Source organism: Candidatus Binatia bacterium (genome assembly GCA_035631035.1).
Lineage (GTDB): Bacteria > Eisenbacteria > RBG-16-71-46 > SZUA-252 > SZUA-252 > DASQJL01.
The window spans coordinates 1-20,581 of sequence record DASQJL010000099.1; the positions used below are offsets into that span (position 1 = coordinate 1).

18 protein-coding genes are annotated in these 20,581 nt (G+C 67.8%); 12 read left to right on the forward strand and 6 right to left on the reverse strand.

Annotated elements, in window-relative coordinates; all coding sequences use genetic code 11:
* Positions 1-217 precede the first annotated feature (217 nt).
* The 5 genes from VE326_10640 to VE326_10660 all read right to left on the reverse strand — a co-directional run bounded on the left by VE326_10640 (position 218) and on the right by VE326_10660 (position 6,428).
* Positions 218-2,809: a protein kinase gene (locus tag VE326_10640; protein ID HYJ33665.1), complete on the reverse strand. Its 2,592-nt coding sequence runs from the start codon at positions 2,807-2,809 to the stop codon at positions 218-220.
* 61 nt (positions 2,810-2,870) lie between these two features.
* Positions 2,871-3,998: a dCTP deaminase gene (locus VE326_10645; GenBank protein HYJ33666.1), complete on the reverse strand. Its 1,128-nt coding sequence runs from the start codon at positions 3,996-3,998 to the stop codon at positions 2,871-2,873.
* Positions 3,999-4,011: 13 nt separating this feature from the next.
* A complete protein-coding gene (locus VE326_10650) occupies positions 4,012-4,884 on the reverse strand; it encodes an SDR family oxidoreductase (protein HYJ33667.1) in 873 nt (290 codons plus the stop codon).
* Positions 4,885-5,006: 122 nt separating this feature from the next.
* A complete protein-coding gene (locus VE326_10655) occupies positions 5,007-5,978 on the reverse strand; it encodes a hypothetical protein (GenBank protein ID HYJ33668.1) in 972 nt (323 codons plus the stop codon).
* Between the two features lie 57 nt (positions 5,979-6,035).
* On the reverse strand, positions 6,036-6,428 hold the full coding sequence (locus tag VE326_10660) for a hypothetical protein (GenBank protein HYJ33669.1): 393 nt from the start codon (positions 6,426-6,428) through the stop codon (positions 6,036-6,038).
* Positions 6,429-6,514: 86 nt separating this feature from the next.
* On the opposite strand from VE326_10660, the gene VE326_10665 reads away from it, so the two are divergent.
* From VE326_10665 to VE326_10720, 12 genes are all read left to right on the forward strand, one after another.
* The gene (locus tag VE326_10665) at positions 6,515-7,375 is read left to right on the forward strand and encodes a 3-hydroxyacyl-CoA dehydrogenase NAD-binding domain-containing protein (GenBank protein ID HYJ33670.1); all 861 of its coding nucleotides are present in this window, start codon (positions 6,515-6,517) and stop codon (positions 7,373-7,375) included.
* An 8-nt stretch (positions 7,376-7,383) separates the two neighbouring features.
* Positions 7,384-8,862, forward strand: a complete 1,479-nt coding sequence (locus tag VE326_10670; protein HYJ33671.1) for an aldehyde dehydrogenase family protein — start codon at positions 7,384-7,386, stop codon at positions 8,860-8,862.
* A 25-nt stretch (positions 8,863-8,887) separates the two neighbouring features.
* Positions 8,888-9,694: a glycosyltransferase family 2 protein gene (locus tag VE326_10675; protein ID HYJ33672.1), complete on the forward strand. Its 807-nt coding sequence runs from the start codon at positions 8,888-8,890 to the stop codon at positions 9,692-9,694.
* A complete protein-coding gene (locus VE326_10680) occupies positions 9,687-9,983 on the forward strand; it encodes a lipid-A-disaccharide synthase N-terminal domain-containing protein (GenBank protein ID HYJ33673.1) in 297 nt (98 codons plus the stop codon). The genes VE326_10675 and VE326_10680 overlap by 8 nt, the downstream gene beginning before the upstream one ends.
* Positions 9,984-10,051: 68 nt before the next feature.
* Positions 10,052-11,590, forward strand: coding sequence for a phospholipid carrier-dependent glycosyltransferase (locus VE326_10685; GenBank protein HYJ33674.1), 1,539 nt, complete (start codon positions 10,052-10,054; stop codon positions 11,588-11,590).
* 8 nt (positions 11,591-11,598) lie between these two features.
* Positions 11,599-12,387, forward strand: a complete 789-nt coding sequence (locus tag VE326_10690; GenBank protein ID HYJ33675.1) for an enoyl-CoA hydratase-related protein — start codon at positions 11,599-11,601, stop codon at positions 12,385-12,387.
* Positions 12,388-12,658: 271 nt separating this feature from the next.
* Entirely contained in the window at positions 12,659-13,468 is an 810-nt protein-coding gene (locus VE326_10695) for an enoyl-CoA hydratase-related protein (protein HYJ33676.1), read from the forward strand.
* Between the two features lie 10 nt (positions 13,469-13,478).
* A complete protein-coding gene (locus tag VE326_10700; GenBank protein ID HYJ33677.1) occupies positions 13,479-14,252 on the forward strand; it encodes a CoA-transferase in 774 nt (257 codons plus the stop codon).
* Positions 14,253-14,325: 73 nt separating this feature from the next.
* A complete protein-coding gene (locus VE326_10705) occupies positions 14,326-14,871 on the forward strand; it encodes an outer membrane beta-barrel protein (GenBank protein HYJ33678.1) in 546 nt (181 codons plus the stop codon).
* Positions 14,872-14,884: 13 nt separating this feature from the next.
* Complete coding sequence (locus VE326_10710; GenBank protein HYJ33679.1) at positions 14,885-15,424, forward strand: hypothetical protein; 540 nt, start codon at positions 14,885-14,887, stop codon at positions 15,422-15,424.
* Positions 15,425-15,537: 113 nt separating this feature from the next.
* Positions 15,538-17,541 carry a DUF3857 and transglutaminase domain-containing protein gene (locus VE326_10715; GenBank protein ID HYJ33680.1) on the forward strand — a complete coding sequence of 668 codons (2,004 nt, stop codon included), beginning with the start codon at positions 15,538-15,540 and terminating at the stop codon, positions 17,539-17,541.
* A complete protein-coding gene (locus VE326_10720; GenBank protein HYJ33681.1) occupies positions 17,538-19,520 on the forward strand; it encodes a DUF3857 domain-containing protein in 1,983 nt (660 codons plus the stop codon). The genes VE326_10715 and VE326_10720 overlap by 4 nt, the downstream gene beginning before the upstream one ends.
* A 44-nt stretch (positions 19,521-19,564) precedes the next feature.
* On the opposite strand, the gene VE326_10725 is transcribed toward VE326_10720, so the two are convergent.
* A complete protein-coding gene (locus VE326_10725) occupies positions 19,565-20,563 on the reverse strand; it encodes a zinc-dependent alcohol dehydrogenase family protein (GenBank protein HYJ33682.1) in 999 nt (332 codons plus the stop codon).
* Between the last annotated feature and the right edge of the window lie 18 nt (positions 20,564-20,581).

Below are 20,581 nucleotides of genomic sequence, written 5' to 3' on the forward strand. Positions count from 1 at the left end.
AAAACGAGCGCGTTCGTCGGTGGAGACCGGCCCGCTCTGGGGAAGGATCTTGATCGCAACTTCGCGAGCTAGGCGTTCATCGCGTGCGCGGTATACCTCTCCCATTCCGCCCGAACCTAAAGCTCCGATGATTTCGTACGGTCCAAGACGAGTGCCGGGAGCAACTGGCCTCACGAACGAGTGGCTTCTGTCATGGGGTGGCAATCCTCAGACTCATTCAATTGCTGAAGGCAATCGCGTACATCGTCGAGCGTCGCCAGTTTGCGTCGTATGCGTAGGAGCGATCATCTGCGGAGATGTCAGTTAGGAATACAGACTCAAGGCCAGTCAGATTGGGGGGAGAGATTTCGGCAAATAAGGTACGGCGGCCGGTTTCGAGGTTCATGCGCTCGACCCGCAATGGAATTCCGCGCTTGCAGACCATCACTGACTGCTCGTCGGCAGACCAGTGGTACGGGTTCTCCTCCGGACCAAGCGATGCCAGTTCACGCCAGGGGCCGCCCTGCCGGGGAACCATGAAGAGGCGCTGTCCCTTGCGACAAAGGAGCCGGTTCCCATCGCGTGAAACGCCGAACAATACCGGTGGCAGGTCGGTCGTCAGCTTCCGGAGTTCTCCCCCGGCCAAGCTCTGGAAGTAATGGTTGCGGCGATCCTGGCCAGGGAGAAGTGTCGCGAGCGTAAGACTGTCACCGCCACGATTGAATCGCGCATAGACCGTCAACTCCTTTTCGCCAGCTTTTAATTCGCGCGGTTCTCCTGCGCCCGTGGGTTGCAACATGATCTTCCCCGCACCGCCTGTGATAACCCATTTGCCATCAGCAGAGAGATCCATGGGCCGCCCCTCTCCCAGACGAACGACAGATCCACCCTCGACGTTTCTCAGGCATACCGAGGACAGCGAGTCCTCGCTGCTCTCCTCACTGAATGCAACCTTGCGCCCATCACCTGAAAGTTTCCCATCACTCGAGTAATCGAGCCAGGTGAGGCTGCGATCGGTGGGCCACTCAGGTCGATGCACCATGACATCGCAACGTACGTCTTCCTGCGTGGCTAGCCAACGGCCGTTCGGCGCGATGTCATGAATGGTGAGGCCACCCGCGCTTCTCAGCGCTATCCTGCGAGCTCCCGCCAGGGACACCGCATAAATCGCGTGGTCTCCTGAGCTATTGACTGAGAAGAAGAGTTCTTTCCCGTCGGGAGCCCAGGCAAGCCCCTCCTCATCCCGGTATTCGTTCAGGAGAGCCTTCTCTCTTCCCCTTCGATCGACCACCATTAGAGCGCCTTCCCCACTCCATCTTGAGGGGCCCTCAAAGTACGCGAGCCGGTCACCATCGGGCGAGAAGGTGAGGTAGGAAAATCGACCCTTTGCGATAACGTGCCCAATAGGGAATTCGAGCTGCTCGTAGTTCCCCTCGCTCCTACCGGAGTTATCGTTCAGGACTCGGATGACAGCAAGCGCCGTACCGTCCGGGGTCCAGTCAGCCTCAGTCACGTCGGTGAGGATCTCCCGAGGAGCACCGCCCCCGAGGGGCATCCGGGCAAGCGTGCCAATGTAGGCGCGACGGTCGAGCAATCGGGCGCCGGTGAGTATTGCCAGTTCCCCACGGGAGGAGACGGACAAGAAATGCATCCCCGGCTCACTCAAGGGTTGTGGTTCGGGACTCTCAGGACGAAGCACATAGATTTGCGGAATATTGCCCTGTGTCGAGGCACTGAAGACAATCGTCCTCATGTCAGGTGCGAATGCGGCTCTCTGGATCGTCATTGGAGTGAACGTCAGCTTCGTGAACAGTGGCTGGTCCGTTCGGGATTTCATGGCCCGGATAGCAACGACAGCACTGGATGCGATGAGCAGGGTTAGAGACAGAGCCACGGCCCATACCACCTGCTGGCGGCGCCTTCTGCGCGCCGCAGGGGGAGCACCAATGCCCGCCTGAGACCCGGCCTCCAGTACCCACAGCAGCTCGCGGCGAAGATCTGCCGCTGATTGCCAGCGGCCGTCTGGGTCCTTATCTAAACACTGCCTTACAGAGCGTTCGAACGCCGGCGGTGTGAGCGGCACAAGGTCTGAAATTCGCCTCGGCTCGTCCCGCATGATTGCCGAGATCACGCTCACCGGCGTTGACCCTTCGAACGCCCGCTTTCCCGTCGCCATCTCGTAGAGCACGCATCCCAGAGCCCAGATGTCGCTTCGTCCGTCGGCCCGCTTCCCCTCCAGCTGCTCCGGGGACATGTACTGGAAGGTACCGACGATCATTCCCTTCTTCGTGATGGACCCGTCGGGATCTACCCCACGCTCCGTAACCGTCACTTCGGGATCGCGCCCCGTCGGTGTGAACTCCCGCGCCAGGCCGAAGTCCATCAACTTCGCTCCACTCTTCGTCAGCATCACGTTGCCGGGCTTCAGGTCTCGGTGCACGACTCCGGCTCGATGGGCGCGATCCAGGGCGTCCGCAATCTGTGCTCCGATCCGAAGCACCTCGGCGGTGGGAAGCGGTCCCTTGGCGATTCGCCGGGCGAGGGTCTCTCCCTCGATCAGCTCCATCACCAGGTAGTCGGTGTCACCTTCTTGACCGATGTCGTGGAGAACGCAGATGTGAGGATGGTTCAGCGAAGAGATGGTCTTCGCCTCGCGGCGGAAGCGGGCTCGTTCCTCGGCGGAGGCGGGACCGCGGTGCGGCAGGATCTTGATCGCCACTTCTCGCCCAAGCCGCGTGTCTCGGGCGCGATAGACCTCGCCCATGCCCCCGGCACCGAGCGGAGCGATCACCTCGTACGGGCCGAGGCGGGTACCGGATACGAGCGTCATGAGGAAGTCTTCATGGTCCGTCGACCTCGTATCTCAGAGGAGTCGATCAGCCAGAGAAGCGCTACGCCTTGGGCAATGTGACGCCCTTTTGCCCCTGATACTTTCCGCCGCGATCCTTGTAGGAGGTTTCGCAGACTTCGTCGGATTCGAAGAAGACCATCTGTGCGGCGCCCTCGTTGGCGTAGATCTTCGCGGGGAGCGGCGTGGTGTTGCTGAACTCCAGCGTCACGTGCCCTTCCCATTCGGGCTCGAGGGGCGTGACGTTCACGATGATTCCGCAATTGTGGACGAAAACTCCCGCCTCCAGCGCGAAGTTGCCTGCGGCCGGCACGGTGAGGCAATAGGTGTCGTGCAGACCCGGAATATCGCGCACCGCCCTCACTCGATGACCGCGACCCACGTGCAAACTCGGCCGGCTCGTTGCCTGGCCATTGCTGGCTTCGCACTCTTCAAGGAGCGCGACGTTCTGTCGCGTCGCTCCATTGCGACACTTGTCAATGGATTCACCGCCGCTAGCGGCGGTAAAAGCTTGGCCAGGGGTTTCGACTCGCGCCATTAGCGAATCACCGGGTCTCAGATCGTCGGCCGCTGCCATCTGACCATCGCGGCGCATGAACGGATGATCGGGGGTAGCTTGGATCCGTTCCCGGTTGTCGAGCTCGATCTCGATCAGCGAATCGCGGGCGATGAACCGCGGGGCCTCGAGCCGGGTCACGATCACGCGACCGTTCGGACCGATGCTGTAGCCCCGAAAAACTTCCCCGTCCTCGTGGCGACGGACCATCGCCTCCAACGTCGGCGCCGTGCCGTCCGCGAGCGCCACCCGGGTGTCCCCGCTGAAACAGCGGGCATAGGTGCTCTTTCCCAGGCAGATCGTCAGCACGCTTCGCGGGATTCGGAAATACTCCACGGTCCGCGCCAGCGCGAAGGAGTTGGGCGGGATGATGCAGATCTCGGAATGCACGTCGACGAAGCTCTTCTCGTCGAACTTCTTGGGATCGACGATCGTGGAATTGATGTTGGTGAAGATCTTGAACTCGCTGGCGCAGCGGACGTCGTAGCCGTAGCTGGAGGTGCCGTAGGAGATGATGCGGCCGTTCTCGGCGCTTCGAACCTGACCCGGTTCGAAGGGCTCGATCATGCCCTGCGCGGCCATGCGGCGGATCCAGCGGTCCGACTTGATGCTCATGCCGAAGCCGCCCTCAGCTCACCGCGACCTTGGGTGAGGCCCCGAACGCGCTCGCGAAGTCCTTGGCGAACTGATCGTACGGGCGCGCCTTCTTGCCCGTGATCCGCGCGTAGGCATCGGAGAAATCCGCGTCCTTGCCCGACCAGGAGAGCGAGAGGTCGAGGAACGCGTCCGCCAGCCACGGCGGCAGGACCGCGCGCATCCCCTCCCGCACCTGCTCGGCCGGGACTTCCTCGAAGCGCACGGGGCGATCGAGCGCGGCGCTGAGCTTCTCCGCGATCTGCGCGTGCGAGATCGACTCGGGTCCGGTCAGATCGTAGATGCGGCCGCTGTGTCCGTTCCCGGTGAGCACCGAAGTCGCGGCGGTAGCCACGTCACGGCTGTCGATCATCGGGCCCGCCCCGTCGCGCGAGACGCCGTACATGACGCCCTGGGCCGCGATGGTCGCCGCGTACATGAGGGTGTTCTGATAGAAGGCGTGCGGGCGGAGGATGGTGTACGAGAGCCCCGACCGCGAAAGGTTCTCGTCCACGTCGCCGTGGACCTTCAGCAGCAGATAGGGCGAGCCCTGCGAGGCGCCGCGCGCGGAGAGGCGCACGACGTGGCGGATGCCGGTCCGCTTGGCCGCTTCGAGCGCGTTTCCGTGAAGGGTTTCGACGTTCGGGTCCGGCGAGGAAACCAGGAAGAGCTTGTCGGCTCCTCGAAACGCGGGATCGAGCGTATGGGGTTTGGACAGATCGCCGACGACGACTTCGATGCCGGGCCCGGTGAGCCCCTTCACGCGGGCGGGATCCCGCACGAGGGCGCGAACGCGGATGCCGCGCGAGGAGAGCTGGCGCACGACTTCGCCGCCCGTCCGGCCGGCGGCGCCGGTGACGATGACCATGGGACTCCTCCTGAATCGCGATGTGGTTTGTTCGGGGGAGGCGGCCCTAATGATTGGCTGGAACGATGCCAATTACAAGGGGATATGTCGGGCGCGGCAAGAGCCGCGCCCAACCCTGGTTCTTACCGCACGAACGCGTGCGTGAACCCCACGAAGAGATTGGAGTCCGAAACCAGCTGAATGCCGTTCACCCGCTGATACACGGGGATCTGCACCAGGCCATACAGGTACGTCCCGCCGCCGCCCACGCGCATTCCCGGCGATAGATAGAGCGCCGTGCCGCCGGTGTTGCCCGCCTCGGCATCGGTCTTGCCGACGTCGTCCTTGGCGTGCACGCGAAGGTTGGTCTGCAGCAGGAAGGTTCCCCACGAGAAGGCCGGAGCCTCGGCCGCGAGGTGCGCCGTGACTTCGCTCCCCACGCGGTAGCGCTCGGTGCCGCGCCCGTTCCAGCGGCCGTTCACGCTCGCGCGGAGCGGAACGCCGCCGCGCCCTTGGAAGGCGGCCACGCGCAGATGCCACTCGGCGCCGGCGCCGCCCATGAAGTCCCACGAGCCGGTGCCGGGCCGGGCGGTGGGCTCGGGCTGATCGCCATCGATCTCCTGCACGTTGCGAACCCCGGTCGGGGCCTTCACGGCCGCGGTGAGGAAGCCGTGCATCCCGCTCCCCCCCAACCGCCGCGTGACCCCGGCCTCGAGATCGCCGATCCCGTGATACTTCCAGCGCAGATATTCCTGCTCTCCGAGGTCGTTGTGGATGTGCTCGTGCGTGCGGTCCACGTACGGGAGCGCGAGCGACGCGGTCCAGGCCGGCGACCAGCCGTAGGAGGCGCGGCCGATCGTGATCCGGTTGACCGTGCGCACTTCGTCCTCAGGAGACGCGATCTGGCCGACCACGGCGTCCTCGGTGCCGACCCGCGGCTGGGACTGGTCGATGTACTGCTGCGACAGCTCGAAATGGAAGGAGGCCTCATCCCAGCGGGCGGCCTGGTCCAGCGGACAGTTCTCGGCGCCGCAACTCGCCGCCGCGGGGGCGGCGGCGAAGGGAGCGAAACCAACGCAAAGTTGGGCGGCGAGCGCCGCGATGAAAAGACGCATGAAAAGCTCCTCGGAGCGGGTGCGAGTTCGGTTCGCGAACGAAAGCCGGAGGTGCGGCTACGCGCGAGGAGGCGGCGGTGTGAGCTCGGGAGGTACGGATTCGAGAAGGGACAAGGCGCCGGACGCGGCCGGTGCGCTGCCGGGACGCGGCATGACAAGGACGTTGGCGCGGAACACCATCGGATCGAGCCCGGGAAGGGTGATTCCCGGGAGGGCATGCCCGCATCCGAGGGCTCGGACGCAGGGCGCACCCGGGGCCTCGCCGCGCGGGCCCGCGTGCGACGGGCAGCGCGGCGCCGCGGCGGCTTCGCACGAAACGTGCGACGCGCAGCAGGCCATCGTCCCGCCGCAGGCAGGCCCCACGGCGCCACCGCCCACGGGCAGGGCCGCGATCAGGGCCTGGATGCCCAGAACGAGAGCGGCGGCAAGTCCGGAGAAAGCTCGTTTCATGGCCGGAAAGTGTAGCATGGGCGCCCCTTGACCGGCCGCGCCGCGGGTGCCAGAGTGAACGGCTCACCCTGGAACAGGAGATCCGATTGGGCAGCCTCAAAGTCCAGAACATCGCCGTGATCGGCGCGGGCGTGATGGGACGCGGCATCGCGCTGGTCTCGGCGCTCGCGGGCTTCGAGACCCGGGTCGTCGAGACGAACGCGGCGGCCGCCCAGTCCGCCCGCGGCGAGCTGGAGAAGATCCTCGCGCGCGGCCGCGAAAAGGGTGACTGGGACGACGCCGCGCTCGCCCGCGCCACGAAGAATCTCGGCTGGTCCGAGACCCTCGCCGGAGCGCAGGGCTGCGACCTGGTCATCGAGGCCGTCCCCGAAAGCATCGCGCTCAAGGCCGAGGTCTACCAGGGGATCGCATCCCACCTCGCCCCCGAGGCGGTGATCGCGACCAACACCTCGTCCCTGAGCATCACCGAGCTGGCCGCCACCTCCGGGCGCCCCGCGCGCTTCGTCGGCATGCACTTCTTCAACCCGGTCCACCGCATGCGCCTCATCGAATTGGTGAAGGGCCTGGAGACGGACGACGCCACGCTCGCCACCGCGGACGAGGTCTCCAAGCAGATGGGCAAGGAGACGGTGCTGGTTCGCGAGTCGCCCGGGTTCGTGACCTCGCGCGTGAACGTGCTGATCGGCAACGAGGCCTTCCACATGCTGGAATCGGGCGTCGCCTCCGCGCGCGACATCGACAAGGCGCTGAAGCTGGGCCTCAATCATCCGATGGGACCGTTCGAGCTGGTCGACCTGGTCGGTCTGGACACGCGCCTCAGCATCCTGGAATACTTGCACCGCTCGCTGGGCGAGCGCTTCCGCCCCAACCCGCTCCTGATCCAATACGTGAAAGCCGGCCGCCTGGGACGGAAGGTCGGACGCGGCATCTACGAGTACTCCCGCTAGGAGACGACATGGCCCCGAGTGATACGATTCCCGCGACCCTCCTCGCCTCCGGCGGAAAGCTCCTGATCGGCGCCGAGTGGCGCGAGGCGGCCTCCGGCAAGCGCTTCACGACCCTCAACCCCGCGACCGCCGAGCCGATCCTGGACGTGGCCGAAGGGGACGGTCCGGACATCGATCTCGCCGTGCGCGCCGCTCGGGCCGCGCTCGATGGCGCCTGGGGCAAGATGTCCGCCTCCGAGCGCGGCGTCCTCCTCTGGAAGCTGGCCGACCTCCTCGAGAAGAACAAAGACGAGCTGGCCCGGCTGGAGACGCTCGACACCGGAAAGCCGATCGCCGAATCCTCGCGCATCGACATTCCCCTGGCCGTGGACGTGCTCCGCTACTGCGCGGGCGCCGCGACCAAGCTCGAGGGGAGCACCATCCCCGTGAGCGGCCCCTTCTTCAACTACACGCTGAAGGAGCCGATCGGCGTCGTGGGGCTGATCGTCCCCTGGAACTTCCCCATCTTGATGGCAGCTCGAAAGGTGGCGCCCGCGCTCGCCGCGGGAAACGCCGTGGTCCTGAAGCCGGCCGAGGAATCGCCGCTCACGGCGCTCCGCCTGGGCGAGCTCGCCCTGGAAGCGGGGCTTCCCCCGGGCGCGCTGAACGTGGTGCCGGGGTACGGCCCCACGGCGGGCGCCGCGCTCGTGGCGCATCCCGGCGTGGCGGGGATCGCGTTCACCGGCGAGACCGGAACGGGGCGGCTCATCATGCAGAACGCCTCGGGCACGCTGAAGAAGCTGTCGCTCGAGCTGGGAGGCAAGTCGCCGAACATCGTGCTCGAAGACGCGGACATGGAGACGGCCGCGCGCGCGGCGATGGCGGCGATCTTCTACAACAAAGGCGAGGTCTGCACGGCGGGCTCGCGGCTCTTCGTCCAGAAGGGCGCCCACGACGCCCTGCTCGAGAAGGTGGTGGACCGCGCGAACAAGCTGGTCCAGGGCGATCCGATGGATTCCAAGACGCGCCTGGGACCGCAGATCTCCGAGGCGCAGGTGGACCGCATCCGCCGCTACGTGGAGATCGGATCGAAGGAGGGCGCGCGCCTCGCGCTGGGCGGCGAGCCCGCGCGGGTCGGCAACGGCAAGGGCTACTTCTGGAAGCCGACCATCTTCGACGGCGTGAAGAACGACATGACCATCGCGCGCGAGGAGATCTTCGGCCCCGTGCTCGCGGTGCTCGCTTTCGACAGCTTCGACGACGCGATCGCGATGGCGAACGACACCGCCTACGGCCTGGCCGCGGCGGTCTGGACCCGCGACGTGAAGAAGGCGCACCAGGCGGCCCGACGGCTGCAGGCGGGAACGGTCTGGATCAACACCTACAACATGTACGACGCCGCCTCGCCCTACGGCGGCATGAAGTCCTCGGGCTTCGGCCGCGAATCGGGACTGGCCGGCCTCGAGTTCTACTCCCAGACGAAGAGCGTCTGGGTGGATCTCTCGTGAGGGAGGGCCGGAAGCCCCCGACGCCGTGCCGGACCCCAGTTCCATAGGAGCGCCGATCGCCTGGCCGGTCGGCCCGCTTCCCGACGCCGCGCCATCCGGGGCCGCCGCATCCAGACCCCCCGATCTCTCGATCATTCTGCCCGTCTACAACGAGCGCGAGAGCCTGCCGCCGCTGATCGCCGAGATCCATGCCGCGCTCCGCGGCACGCCACACTCCTACGAAATCCTGCTCGTCGACGACGGCAGCACCGACGGAAGCGCCGAGGTGATCCGCGCGGCGGCGCTCGAGTCCCCCGCCGTCACGGGGATCGTCTTCGAGAAGAACGCGGGCCAGAGCGCCGCCTTCGCCGCCGGGTTCCGCTTCGCGCGCGGGGACGTGCTGATTACCATGGACGCCGACGGCCAGAACGACCCGGCCGACATCCCCGTCCTCCTGGCCGCGCTCGAGAACGCCGACGTCGCCGCGGGCATCCGCGCGGCGCGCGCCGACGGATGGCGACGGCGCGCGTCGTCGAAGATCGCGAACGCGGTGCGGCGCGCCGTCGTCGGCGACCACATCGTCGACACCGGCTGCTCGCTCAAGGCCTACCGCCGCCGCGCGGTGGAGGGGATTCCCTTCTTCGCCGGCGCGCATCGATTTCTCGCCGGCATCTGCGAGATGCGGGGCGCCCGCGTCGCGCAGATTCCGGTCCGGCACCGTCCGCGCCTTCGCGGCGTCTCCAAGTACGGCGTCGGCAACCGCCTCTTCCGGGGCATCCGCGACCTGATCGGCGTCCGCTGGCTCCGGTCGCGCCTGCTCCAGTTCCGTGTCCGGGAGGTCATCCATGGATAAGTGGTTCTCTTCGGCGCCCATGTGGTACGTGGTGGGACTGGTGGGCCAGATCCTCTTCGGCTCGCGGTTCTTCGTGCAGTGGGTCGCCTCGGAATGGGCGAAGCGCCCGGTGTTCCCCCGCGGCTTCTGGTATCTGAGCCTCGTGGGCGGCTGCGCGCTGTTCGTCTACGCCCTGCATCAGAAGGATCCGGTCTTCGCGATCGGGCAGGGCGCGGGTCTTCTCGTCTACGCGCGCAACCTCATGCTGGATCACCGGCCGCAGGCGGCCGCCGTACCCAGCGCGCCCTGACCCTCTCTCGTCTCGCCTGGGCGGGGCCGGCGCTCGCGCTCATCCTCACGTGCGGCGCCCTCGGCCTGATGGAGCCGACCGACGCCCGCTACGCCGAGATCGGGCGCGAGATGGTCGCCAGCGGCGACTGGCTGATTCCGCGGCTGAACGGCGTGACGCACCTGGACAAGCCGCCGGTGGCCTACTGGGCCGCGGCCGCGGGGATGCAGGTGCTGGGTGTGAACGCGGCCGGGGCCCGCATCGGCGCGGCCCTCGCGGCCGCGTTCCTCTTCTGGGCCGCCGCCTGCATCGCGCGCCGAGCCGGGGTCGCGCCGCGCGAGTCCTTCCTGGCGCCCCTCGTCCTTGCCTCGAGCGCCCTCGCGTTCGCCCTCTCGCGCCTGCTCGCGACCGACATTTTCCTCGCGGCGGCCGTCGCCGCCTTCTATGTCGCCTGGCTCGCGCCGGAAGGGCGCGGGCGCCTGTGGATGTTCGTGGCGCTGGGGCTGGGATTCCTGATCAAGGGGCCGGTCGTCTTCGTGCACACGCTGCTTCCGCTCTTTGTCGCGGCGCTGTGGCGCCGGGATCGCGGCGTGCTCGCGGGGCTGGGCAGCCGCCTGGGCTGGGCGGTCTTCGCGCTGGTCGCGTTTCCCTGGTACGTCATCGTGGCCGAGCAGACGCCGGGACTCCTCGGATGGCTCCTCAAGAAGGAGATCTGGCTGCGCTACACGAGCACGGTCCATCACCGTCCCGGACCGCCCTGGTACTTCGCGGCGATCCTGGTGGCGGGGGCGCTGCCGTGGACGGCCGCGGCCCTCGACGGGCTCTTCCGGAGCGCGCGCGGCGCGGCGCGGTCGCCCACCCCTGCCGCGTCGGCGCTCGTCGCGTGGGCCGTCGTGCCGGTGCTCTTCTTCTCGGCCTCCGGCTCGAAGCTCCCCGCGTACGTACTCCCGGAGCTGACGGCCGTCGCGATCCTGGCGGCCTGCGCGCTCGCGCGCTCCGCGTGCCTGGCGCGCTGGGGAACGGCGTCGCTCTTCGCCGCGCTCGCGATCGCGATCGAAGCGGCGGGACCGCGCGCGCTGGCCGGTCTGGTGGGCGCGCAGCACGCCGCGACCCTGCCGCTCCCGCCGCTCGCCCACGTCGCGGCGGCCACGTTCGCCGCCGGCGCGATCGCGGCGGCTGCGCGCATGCCGGCCGCCGCCGCGATCGCGGGGCTCGCCGCGTGGTACGGTCTCCTGGGCGGGGCGCGCGCCATCGAGGGGCCGCTCGGATCCCCCGTGCAGGTTGCGGGGATCATGGAGCGCACGCGCCAGCCGGGGGAGCCGGTCATCGAGCTGGGCGCCTTCTCGGCGGGGCTTCCCTTCTATGCGGGCGCGACGATCCCGATGGTGGACGTGCCGCGCTCCGAGGCGTTCGAATCGCCGGGTACCGAGCGCCGGGCGTTTCTGGACGAGAGCGCCCTCCCCGCGCTGATCCGGGGCTCGGGCCGCGTCTGGGTCTACGGCCCGCGCGACCGCGCCGCACGGGAAGCCGATACCCTGGGGGTCCGCTACGAAGTGGTGGCGCGCACCCGGAATCGAGAGCTGGGATTGCTCGAGCCGATGCCGCCCAGCACCGGCATCGTGCGATAGGAGGACCCATGTCCGAAGTACGGCTGGAACGGCGCGGCTTGATCGCGCTCCTTACCTTGAACCGTCCCGACGCCTTGAATGCGCTCTCGGTTTCGATGGCCTCGGAGCTGGCCCTGGCCGTCGAGGAAGCATCGCGGAGCGAGGACGTGCGCATCATCGTCATCACCGGCGAAGGGCGGGCCTTCTCGGCGGGGGGCGACATTGGGTTCATGAAGAAGGTCATCGATCAGGGGGGGCGGTTCGAGGATTTCGAGCCGCTGGTGGGTGGCGGCCCGGGCGTCGTTCGCGCCATCGTGCGCGCGAAGGTGCCCGTCCTCGCGGCCGTCAACGGTGTCGCGGCAGGCGGGGGAATGAGCCTGGCCCTGGCGTGCGACATCCGGTGGGCGGCCGAGGGAGCGCGCTTTGGGCAGTCCTTCGTCAAGATCGGTCTTCATCCCGATTGGGGGGCCGTGTACACCCTCCCCCGTCTGGTTGGCGTCTCCCGCGCGCTCGAGTTGATGTGGACCGGCGACCTCATCGGCGCGGTCGAAGCCGAGCGGATCGGGCTGGTGAGCCGGGTGCTGCCTCCGGATCGCCTTCTGCCCGAGATGCTCGACTTCGCGACGCGCCTGGCGCGCGGCCCCGATATCGCTCTGTCCGAGATCAAGCGCTCGGTAGGCGAGTCGCTCGGATACACCCTGGAAGAGGCGCTGGCCCGGGAGTTGAACGCGCAGGAGCGCTGCTGGGGAACGGCCGACGCGAAGGAGGGGATCAAGGCGTTCCTGGAAAAGCGCGAGGCGAAGTTCGAGGGACGCTAGTCCCCGTCGGCCATTCGATAGCCCACGCCCGTCTCGGTGAGGAGAAGCCGCGGACGCGCGGGCTCCGCCTCCAGCTTGCATGATCCGGCATCGCCGGCGGGCGACGGCGGAGTCCTAGCCGCGCCTCCGTCTGGTGACGTTCCCGGGCTGGCGCCCGCCCATGGAACCGGGTAAGCTCCCGGCACGATCGACGAATAGCGGCAGGACCCCGAGGCGCCGGCAGGGCCGGCCCGCCGGTCCCCGTGACCCCGCGAACCAGGAGGACCGAACCGTGACCCCCGAGACCATGGCCGCGCCCAGCGGCCTCTGCACGTACCGCACCGAGAGCGGCATCGCGATCCTCGAGCTGTGCGATCCGCCGGCCAACACCTACACCTATGAAATGATGCGCGCGCTGGACGAGGCGATCTTGAAGGCGCGCTTCGACGAGAACGTGCACGTCATCCTGCTCCGCGGCGCGGGCGACAAGTTCTTCTGCGCGGGCGCGAATATCAAGATGCTCCAGACCGCCAATCCGGTCTTCAAGTACTACTTCTGCCTCCACGCCAACGAGACGCTGAACCGCCTGGAGCAGACGCCCAAGCTGGTGATCGCGGCGCTGAACGGCCACTGCGTCGGCGGCGGCCTGGAGATCGCGATGGCGGCGGATATCCGGATCGCGAAGAAGGGCGCGGGCAAGATCGGTCTTCCGGAAGTAACGCTGGGCGTCCTCCCCGGCACCGGCGGCACGCAGCGCCTGGGCCGGCTGGTCGGGAAGCCGCGCGCGATCGAGATGATGGCGCTGGGCTCCACCTTCTCCTTCGAGGAAGCCGAGCAGATGGGGCTGGTCAACCACGTCTGGGACGCCGAGGGCTTCGACGCCAAGATCATGGAGTTCGCGCGGCAGTTCACGCCGCCGAACAAGGCCTCGAAGGCCGTCGGCCGGATCAAGCGCTCCGTGCAATCGGGGCTGGAGGCCGCATTCGGCGAAGGGCTCGCCATCGAGCGCGAGCTGCAGCAGCAGCTCTTCCAGAGCGAGGACGCGAAGGAAGGGCTGACCGCCTACGTCGAGAAGCGCGCCGCCAAGTTCAGCGGCAAGTAGTCCTCGCGCCGTGACGCCGCCGGTCGCTCCGCGGGAGCGGATGGTGCTGCGCGCGGCGCGCGAGATCCAGGAGGGGGAGACCGTGTTCGTGGGAACGCGGCTTCCCCTTCTCGCGTATCTGGTCGCCAAGCGCACGCACGCGCCGCATGCCGTGGCGCTGTACGAGAACGGGCTCATCCGCGAAGAGGCCGCGCGCGAGCTTCTCTTCACGATGGGCGATCCGCCGAACATCCTGGACGCGACCATGGCGTCGACCACGATCGACGTCATGGGGATGCTGGCGGCGGGACGCGTGGACCTCGGCCTCCTGGGCGGCGCCGAAGTCGACCGCTACGGCAACGTGAACTCGACCGAGGTCCCGGGGCGGGACGGCGGCATCACGCGGCTTCCGGGAAGCGGCGGCGCGGCCGACATCATCGCGCTGGCGCGACGCACGGTGATCCTGATGCCGCAGGAGAAGCGGCGGCTGGTTCCGCGCGTGTCGTTCCGCACGTCGCCGGGGCGAGGGGACGGCCCGGGATGGCGCGCGGCGCAGGGCCTTCCGCCGGGCGGGCCCAGCGCCATCGTCACGACGGTCGCGGTCTTCCGCTTCGACGCCGTGATCGAAGAGGCGTTCCTTTCCGAGATCTATCCCGGCCTCTCCGTGGACCACGCCCTCGTGGGCATGAGCTGGGAGCCGCGCATCCAGCAGCCGATCGGCCTCACGCCGCCGTTCACGGACGAGGAGATCGGCGCGCTCCGAGCCATCGACCCCGAGGGGTTCTGGACCGGCACGCGCGCCTAGCGCGCTGGACACCGAAGCTCCTTCCCCACTATTCTCCGCCTCATCGGGCCACACACATCACGAGGAGGGGTCAATGATGCGAACGGTCGCACTCGCAGTGCTTGCGCTCGCCCTGGCCGCGGGCGTCGCGTCCGCGGCGCCGGTCGGCGTCGGCGTCGGAGCCTTCGGGGGTCTCAGCTACCCCATTCTCCAGGACGACGTGGGGAACGGCTCCGTGTACGGACTCCGCGTACCCGTCCGACTCCTGCCCATGATCACGGTCGAGCCCTACTGGCTCACCGGCAAGATGGACGACGCCACGGAGACGATCGGCGGCGTGGAGTACACGCGCGACGGCTTCGACAACAAGGGATTCGGCGCGAACGCCATCCTGGGCCGCGTGGGCGGGGCGGGCTTCCACTTCTATCCCTTCGGCGGGATCGGCTCGCACAAGCTGACGCGCGCCGGAACGCCCGAGATCAAGGAGACGGCCTACAACTTCGGGCTGGGATTCGGGATCTCGCCGACGCCCAAGGTGTCGCTCCAGATCCGCGGCGAAGTGAACATGATCAAGACCGGCGACACGTCGCGCAAGTTCGGGAACGCGACCGTCGGCTTGAACTACGACCTCTTACCCTGACGGGAGGCGCGCGATGAAGAATCTGCGATGGATTCTGCCCTGCTTGGCGCTCGTGCTCTTCGCGCCGGGCTGCATTCTGACGTCGGGCCAGTTCACGCTCGACTTCGATCTGCCGGACGTCACCGCCACCAGCGCGACGGGAATCGTGGGCGAGCAGATCGACCTGAACGATGAGAGCGACTACAAGGACCACAAGGACAACGTCAAGGACATCTCCGACTTCGCGGTCCTCGGCACGTTCCACAACACGGGCCTGACGGACGTGGACATCGAGGTCTACATGACCCGCGACCTCACGACGCTGACCGACGCCGCCACGATCCGGTCGACGGGCATCAAGCTCTGGGGCCCCTTCCAGGTCCCGGCCGGCGGCACGAAGACGATCGACTGGGATGCCTCGGCGGCGCTCTTCACGGCGGCCGGCAAGGCCGCGGTGCTCCAGGAGGCCAAGGGCGACGGCAACTTCACGCTCTACGCCGTCGGCTCCGCGGGCACCTACCAGTTCGACGTGGAAAACGGAAAGCTGGTGCTGGTGATCGACGTCGGAATCTGAGCTGAATCCAGGGACGTTCGGATGGACCGGCGGGCTCCGATCTGGAGCCCGCCTTCGTTTTGCTCTACACTCCGGGCACTCCCCGCGAGAAACCGCCTGAACCGGAGGTCCCCATGGTCGTAGCGCGCCCCGCTCCGCGCTGGTATCGGTTCGCTTTGGGCTCCCTGATCGCATTGGCCGCCGTGCCATGCGCCGGCTCGCCCGCGTGGGACCCCATCGGCCCCCAGGATCTGAAGATCGCCCGGGCGCAAGTGGACAGCACGGCCGACGCCGAGGCGCTCTTCTGGAAGATCCAGGTCGAGGACGCATGGACCGGTTCGTCGCTCTACTCCGATTATTTCCAGTACATACGGATCCAGGTCTTCAACGAACGGGGGGCTGCCGCCCACAACCAGGTCGCCGTTCCCTACGACAGCAAGACCAAGATCCTCGACCTCCAGGCCCGGGTGGTCGGTCCGAACGGCATCGTGAAGGAGATCGCGAAGAGCGCGGTGTTCGAGCGCACCCTGCTCAAGGCCGGCGGCCGCAAGATCAAGGAGAAGTCGTTCGCCGTCCCCGATCTCAAGCCCGGCTCGATCCTGGAATACCGCTGGACCCAGCGGCGGTACGACCGGCTCGCGAACTACCTTCAGGTCGATCTGCAGCGTGGAATTCCGGTCCGTTCCCTGGAGTTGCGCATGAAGCCGCTCGAGATTCCCGGGTCGGACTTGCAGTTCCGGATCAGCTCGTTCCACGGGCCGACCCCCTCCTTCGATGACGCCCCGGGCGGATTCCACGTGGCCGAGTTCCGGAACGTCGAAGCGTTCCACTCCGAACCGCGAATGCCGCCGGAGAACGCCGTGCGCCACTGGATCCTGCTTCAATACCGATCGGGGATCGAGCCACCGCCGACGGAAGCCTGGAAGCGTTACGCCAAGACAGCCTGTGAGTCCTGGGGCCCGCGCCTGCGCTCCGACGGAGCCGTCAAGAAGGCGGCCGCCGATGCGGTTGCGGGCGCATCCTCCGAACCGGAGAAGATCCGCAGGCTCGCGGCGTTCTGCCGGTCGCATGTCCGGAACATCGAGGAGGACGCGGTCGGAGCTCCGCCTGTGCCGGACGACGCCAAAAAGAACGATAGCCCCGGCGAAACGTTGAAGAGCGGCGCCGGCGGCTCGTTTGACATCCAGTGCCTCCTTGCCGCCATGGCAACGACGGCCGGCCTGCAGGCGCGCATCGCCCTCCTTCCCGACCCGGACGAGGGCGCCTTCCAGCCTGAGTCGTTCACCCCGTACTTCTGGACCGAGAGCTGCGTCGCTGTTTGGGTCGACGGGGCCTGGACCTTCTTGAATCCGGCGGAGCGATACACGCGGGAGTGTGCCCTGCCCGCGCGCCAGGAGGGTCGCCAGGCTCTTCTCTTGGACGCCGACAACCCGCGCTTCCTTCCCACCCCGGTGTCCCCGCCGCTGGACTCCCAGGGTCGCCGACGCGGAGTCTTCCAGCTCGGCCCGGACGGAGCGCTGGAAGGTGACGTCACGATCCAGTACTCGGGGCACTGGGGCGAGGAGATGAAGGAGGAGGCGGACGACGTGTCGGCGGAGCAGCGGGAGAAGAACTACCGCGAACAGCTCCGCTCGCGCATGAGCGCGGCCGAGGTGAGTGCCCTCCGCTTCGATCATGCTTTGGATGCCGACGGCCCGTACACCGTCTCGTATCACGTACGCGTGCCGGACTACGCCACGCGCGTCGGCAAGCGGCTCATCTTCGACCCCGCCATTTTTGAGACCGGCCGGACGCCCGAGTTCCGGTCCGCCGTCCGCCGCTTCCCAGTCTCGTTTCCGTATTCCTGGTCTGAAGACGATTCGATCGTGGTCCGTCTCCCGGCCGGATTCAGCGCCGAAGGATTGCCCCAGCTGGCTCCTCTCACGTTCCCGAACCTCGGAGGGTACGACGGTCTGCTCGCGACCTCGATGGACGGAACCTCGCTCCTGTTCCGGCGGCGGTTCGAGTTCGGCCGGAACGGAACGCTGGACTTCCCCGCTTCGGAATACCCGACGCTGAAGAAAGCCTTCGACACGATCGCGGAGCGGGATGCGATGGCGGTCAGCCTGACCACGGCGTCCGCGGCGGAGGGGCGATGACCGGTCGGGACCGCCGGTGGACGCTGGGGCGCGCGTGCACGGCCGTTGTCGCCTTGACCCTGGCCACCGGCGCCCACGCGGGGCATGCCCCCGAGTGGCTCGAGCGGGCGGCGGCGGTATCCGTGCCTCCAGCCGACGCGCACGCGGCGGCGGTGAACCTTCTAGACGAGCAGGCCGTCGTGCTCGACGACAACGGCACGGCCCATCTCGTGCGGCGAAAGGCGGTGCGGGTCCTGTCCGCGGAGGGCCGGTCCGCAGCGATCGCCTGGATCCCTTACGAGACGAGCAGCGCCAAGGTGAACGATATTCAGGCCTGGATTCTTCGGCCCGGTGGCCATGCCCAGGAGATGGGCTCGGATCGGAACCTCGACATGGCTCTGGTCAATGGAGACGTGTTCAACGAGGCACGGATTCGGTCCATCGTCGCCACGGACCAGATCCAGGTCGGCGAGACCTTCGGCTGGGAGTGCCGGCTGGACCAGCGCTCCATGCTTCGCGAATTCGAGTGGTCCTTCCAGGATGCTCTCCCCAGCCTCTGCTCGCGGCTCACGATCGACGCGCCGTCCTCCTGGACCGTGAAGGCCGTCGCTTTCAACCACGCCCCGATCGAGCCCTTGAAGCGCGGAACGGCGTGGACCTGGGAGCTTCGGGATTTGCCCGGTATCCCGGACGAGCCGATGCGGCCGCCGATCACCTCGCTGATCCCGCGGCTGGCAGTCAGCGCGATCTCGCCCTCCCGCGGCGTGCCATCGGCCGCGTTCGAGCAGTGGGACTCATTGGCAGCCTGGCTGAGCGACCTCGCTGCCGTTCCGTCGCGGCCTGACGCGGCCGTCACGGCCAAGGCCCACGCCCTGACCGGCTCGCTGCGCGCGCGTGACGAGAAGGTGCGAGCCGTGGCGCGGTTCATTCAGGGGATCCCGTACGCTTCCATTCAGATGGGCAACGGGCGCGGAGGCGGGTACCAGCCGCACCCTTCGGGGGAAGTGCTGACACGCTACTATGGGGACTGCAAGGACAAGGCGAACCTCATGTGTTGCATGCTCCGAAGCCTCGGGATTCCGGCGTACCTCGTCGCGGTCTATTCCAGCGACCGCGCGTATGTCCGCGAGGATTGGCCCGCGGCACAGCAGTTCAATCACTGCATCGTGGCGGTCGCGGCCGACTCCCTGAGAGGGCCGATCGTCGATCACCCGAGGCTGGGACAGCTGCTCCTGTTCGACCCCACCGACACGAACACCCCCCTGGGAGATCTTCCCATCGAGGAGCAGGGCGGCGCAGGGATTCTGATGGTTCGCGAGCCTGGAGCCCTGATTCGACTCCCCATCCTGCCGGCCGAGCGAAACCGCATGGAGCGGACCAACGAGGTCACGCTGACTCCGGACGGATCGATCCACGGAACGATACGGGAGCGTTCCTGGGGAAGCGTCGCCACGCTGGAGCGGAGCTTCTTTCAATCGCTGTCGGCGGCCCCCTATCGCGATCGCGTGCAGGCGTGGGTCGCCCTTTCGGCCCCGCGCGCCGTGGTGAGCGGCCTCAGGGCCGAGCCGATGGATTCAACGGGAGCCTTCGAGCTGAATCTGGAGTACGCGGCCGAGCGATACGCCCAGGCGATGGACCGGCTGCTGCTCCTCCGGCCCACCTTCGTGGAGCGATGGGAAGAGGTCCCGTCGTCGGACACGCCGCGCACGACGCCGGTCGACATCGAAGAGCAGACGTGCCGGGAGTTGACCAAGGTTCACCTGCCCGCGGGGGTGACCGTGGACGAGGTTCCGGAGGCAGTCCACCTGGAGACCTCGTTCGGCTCCTATCGCTGGGAGGTCGAGTCGAACGCACCGGCGGGCGAGATACGGGTTCGCAGGGAGATCCGGATGCATCGCGCCACCCTGGCGCCGGATCAATACCCTGCGGTTCGGTCGTTCTATGAGCGCGTTCGGGCGGCCGAGCAGGCGCGAATCGTCCTGGCGAAGACGGGCGGGTAGGTTAGAGTCACACGAAATCAGTGGCGAAGGTACGTGGTGGCTTCCTACGGCACCAGCACTCCCGTCCCGTTCAGGCCGTCGCTCTTCAGCAGCGCGAGCCCGCGGTTCGCTTCTTCCAGCCGAAATGTCGTTACGCGCGGCCGGATCGGGATGGCCGCCGCCTCGCGCAGCAGCGCCTCCCCGTCGGCGCGGGTGTTGGCGGTGACGCTCCGGACATTTCGCTCGTAGAAGAGCTCCCGTTCGTAGTTCAGGGGCGGGATGTCGCTCAGCCAGATCCCCGCGATCGCCAGCGTCCCGCCTTTCTGGATCGACCGGAGCGCGACCGGGACGATCTCCCCCGCCGGTGCGAAGAGGATTCCGCCGTCCACGCGGACCGGCAGGGCGTCGGTCGCGCCCCCCACCCATGCGGCGCCCATCGCGCGCGCCAGCGCCTGGTGCTTCTCCCCGCGCGTGGCGACGTAGACCTGAATGCCGCGCGCCCGCGCCACCTGGATCGTCACGTGCGCGCTCGAGCCGAAGCCCCACAACCCCAGCGTTCCGCCCGGCGGCGCCTCGCTCCGCTCCAGCGCGCGGTAGCCGATGATGCCGGCGCAGAGGAGCGGGGTCGCCTCGGCGTCGCCGAACACGTCGGGGATCGCGTAGGCGAAGTCCTCGGGCACGACGGCGTATTCGGCATAGCCTCCGTCGGAGTGGTAGCCGGTGAAGCGGGAGGATTCGCAGAGATTCTCGCGGCCGGAACGGCAGTAGACGCAGATGCCGCACGTATGCCGAAGCCAGGCGATCCCGATCCGGTCGCCCTCGCGGAACCGCGCGGCCCCCGGGGCGGCCCGCTCCACGACCCCCACGACCTGGTGCCCCGGGATCAGCGGCAGCTTGCGCGGGGGGAGATCCCCCTCGATCACGTGCAGGTCGGTGCGGCAGAGCCCGCAGGCGCGGACCCGGACGCGCACCTCGCCGGGGCCCGGTTCCGGCACCGGGATGTCGCGCGGGACCAGGGGACCGGAGCCGATCGGCGCCTGTCGCTCCAGCACCATCGCTCGCATGGTCCCACGATACTCCGG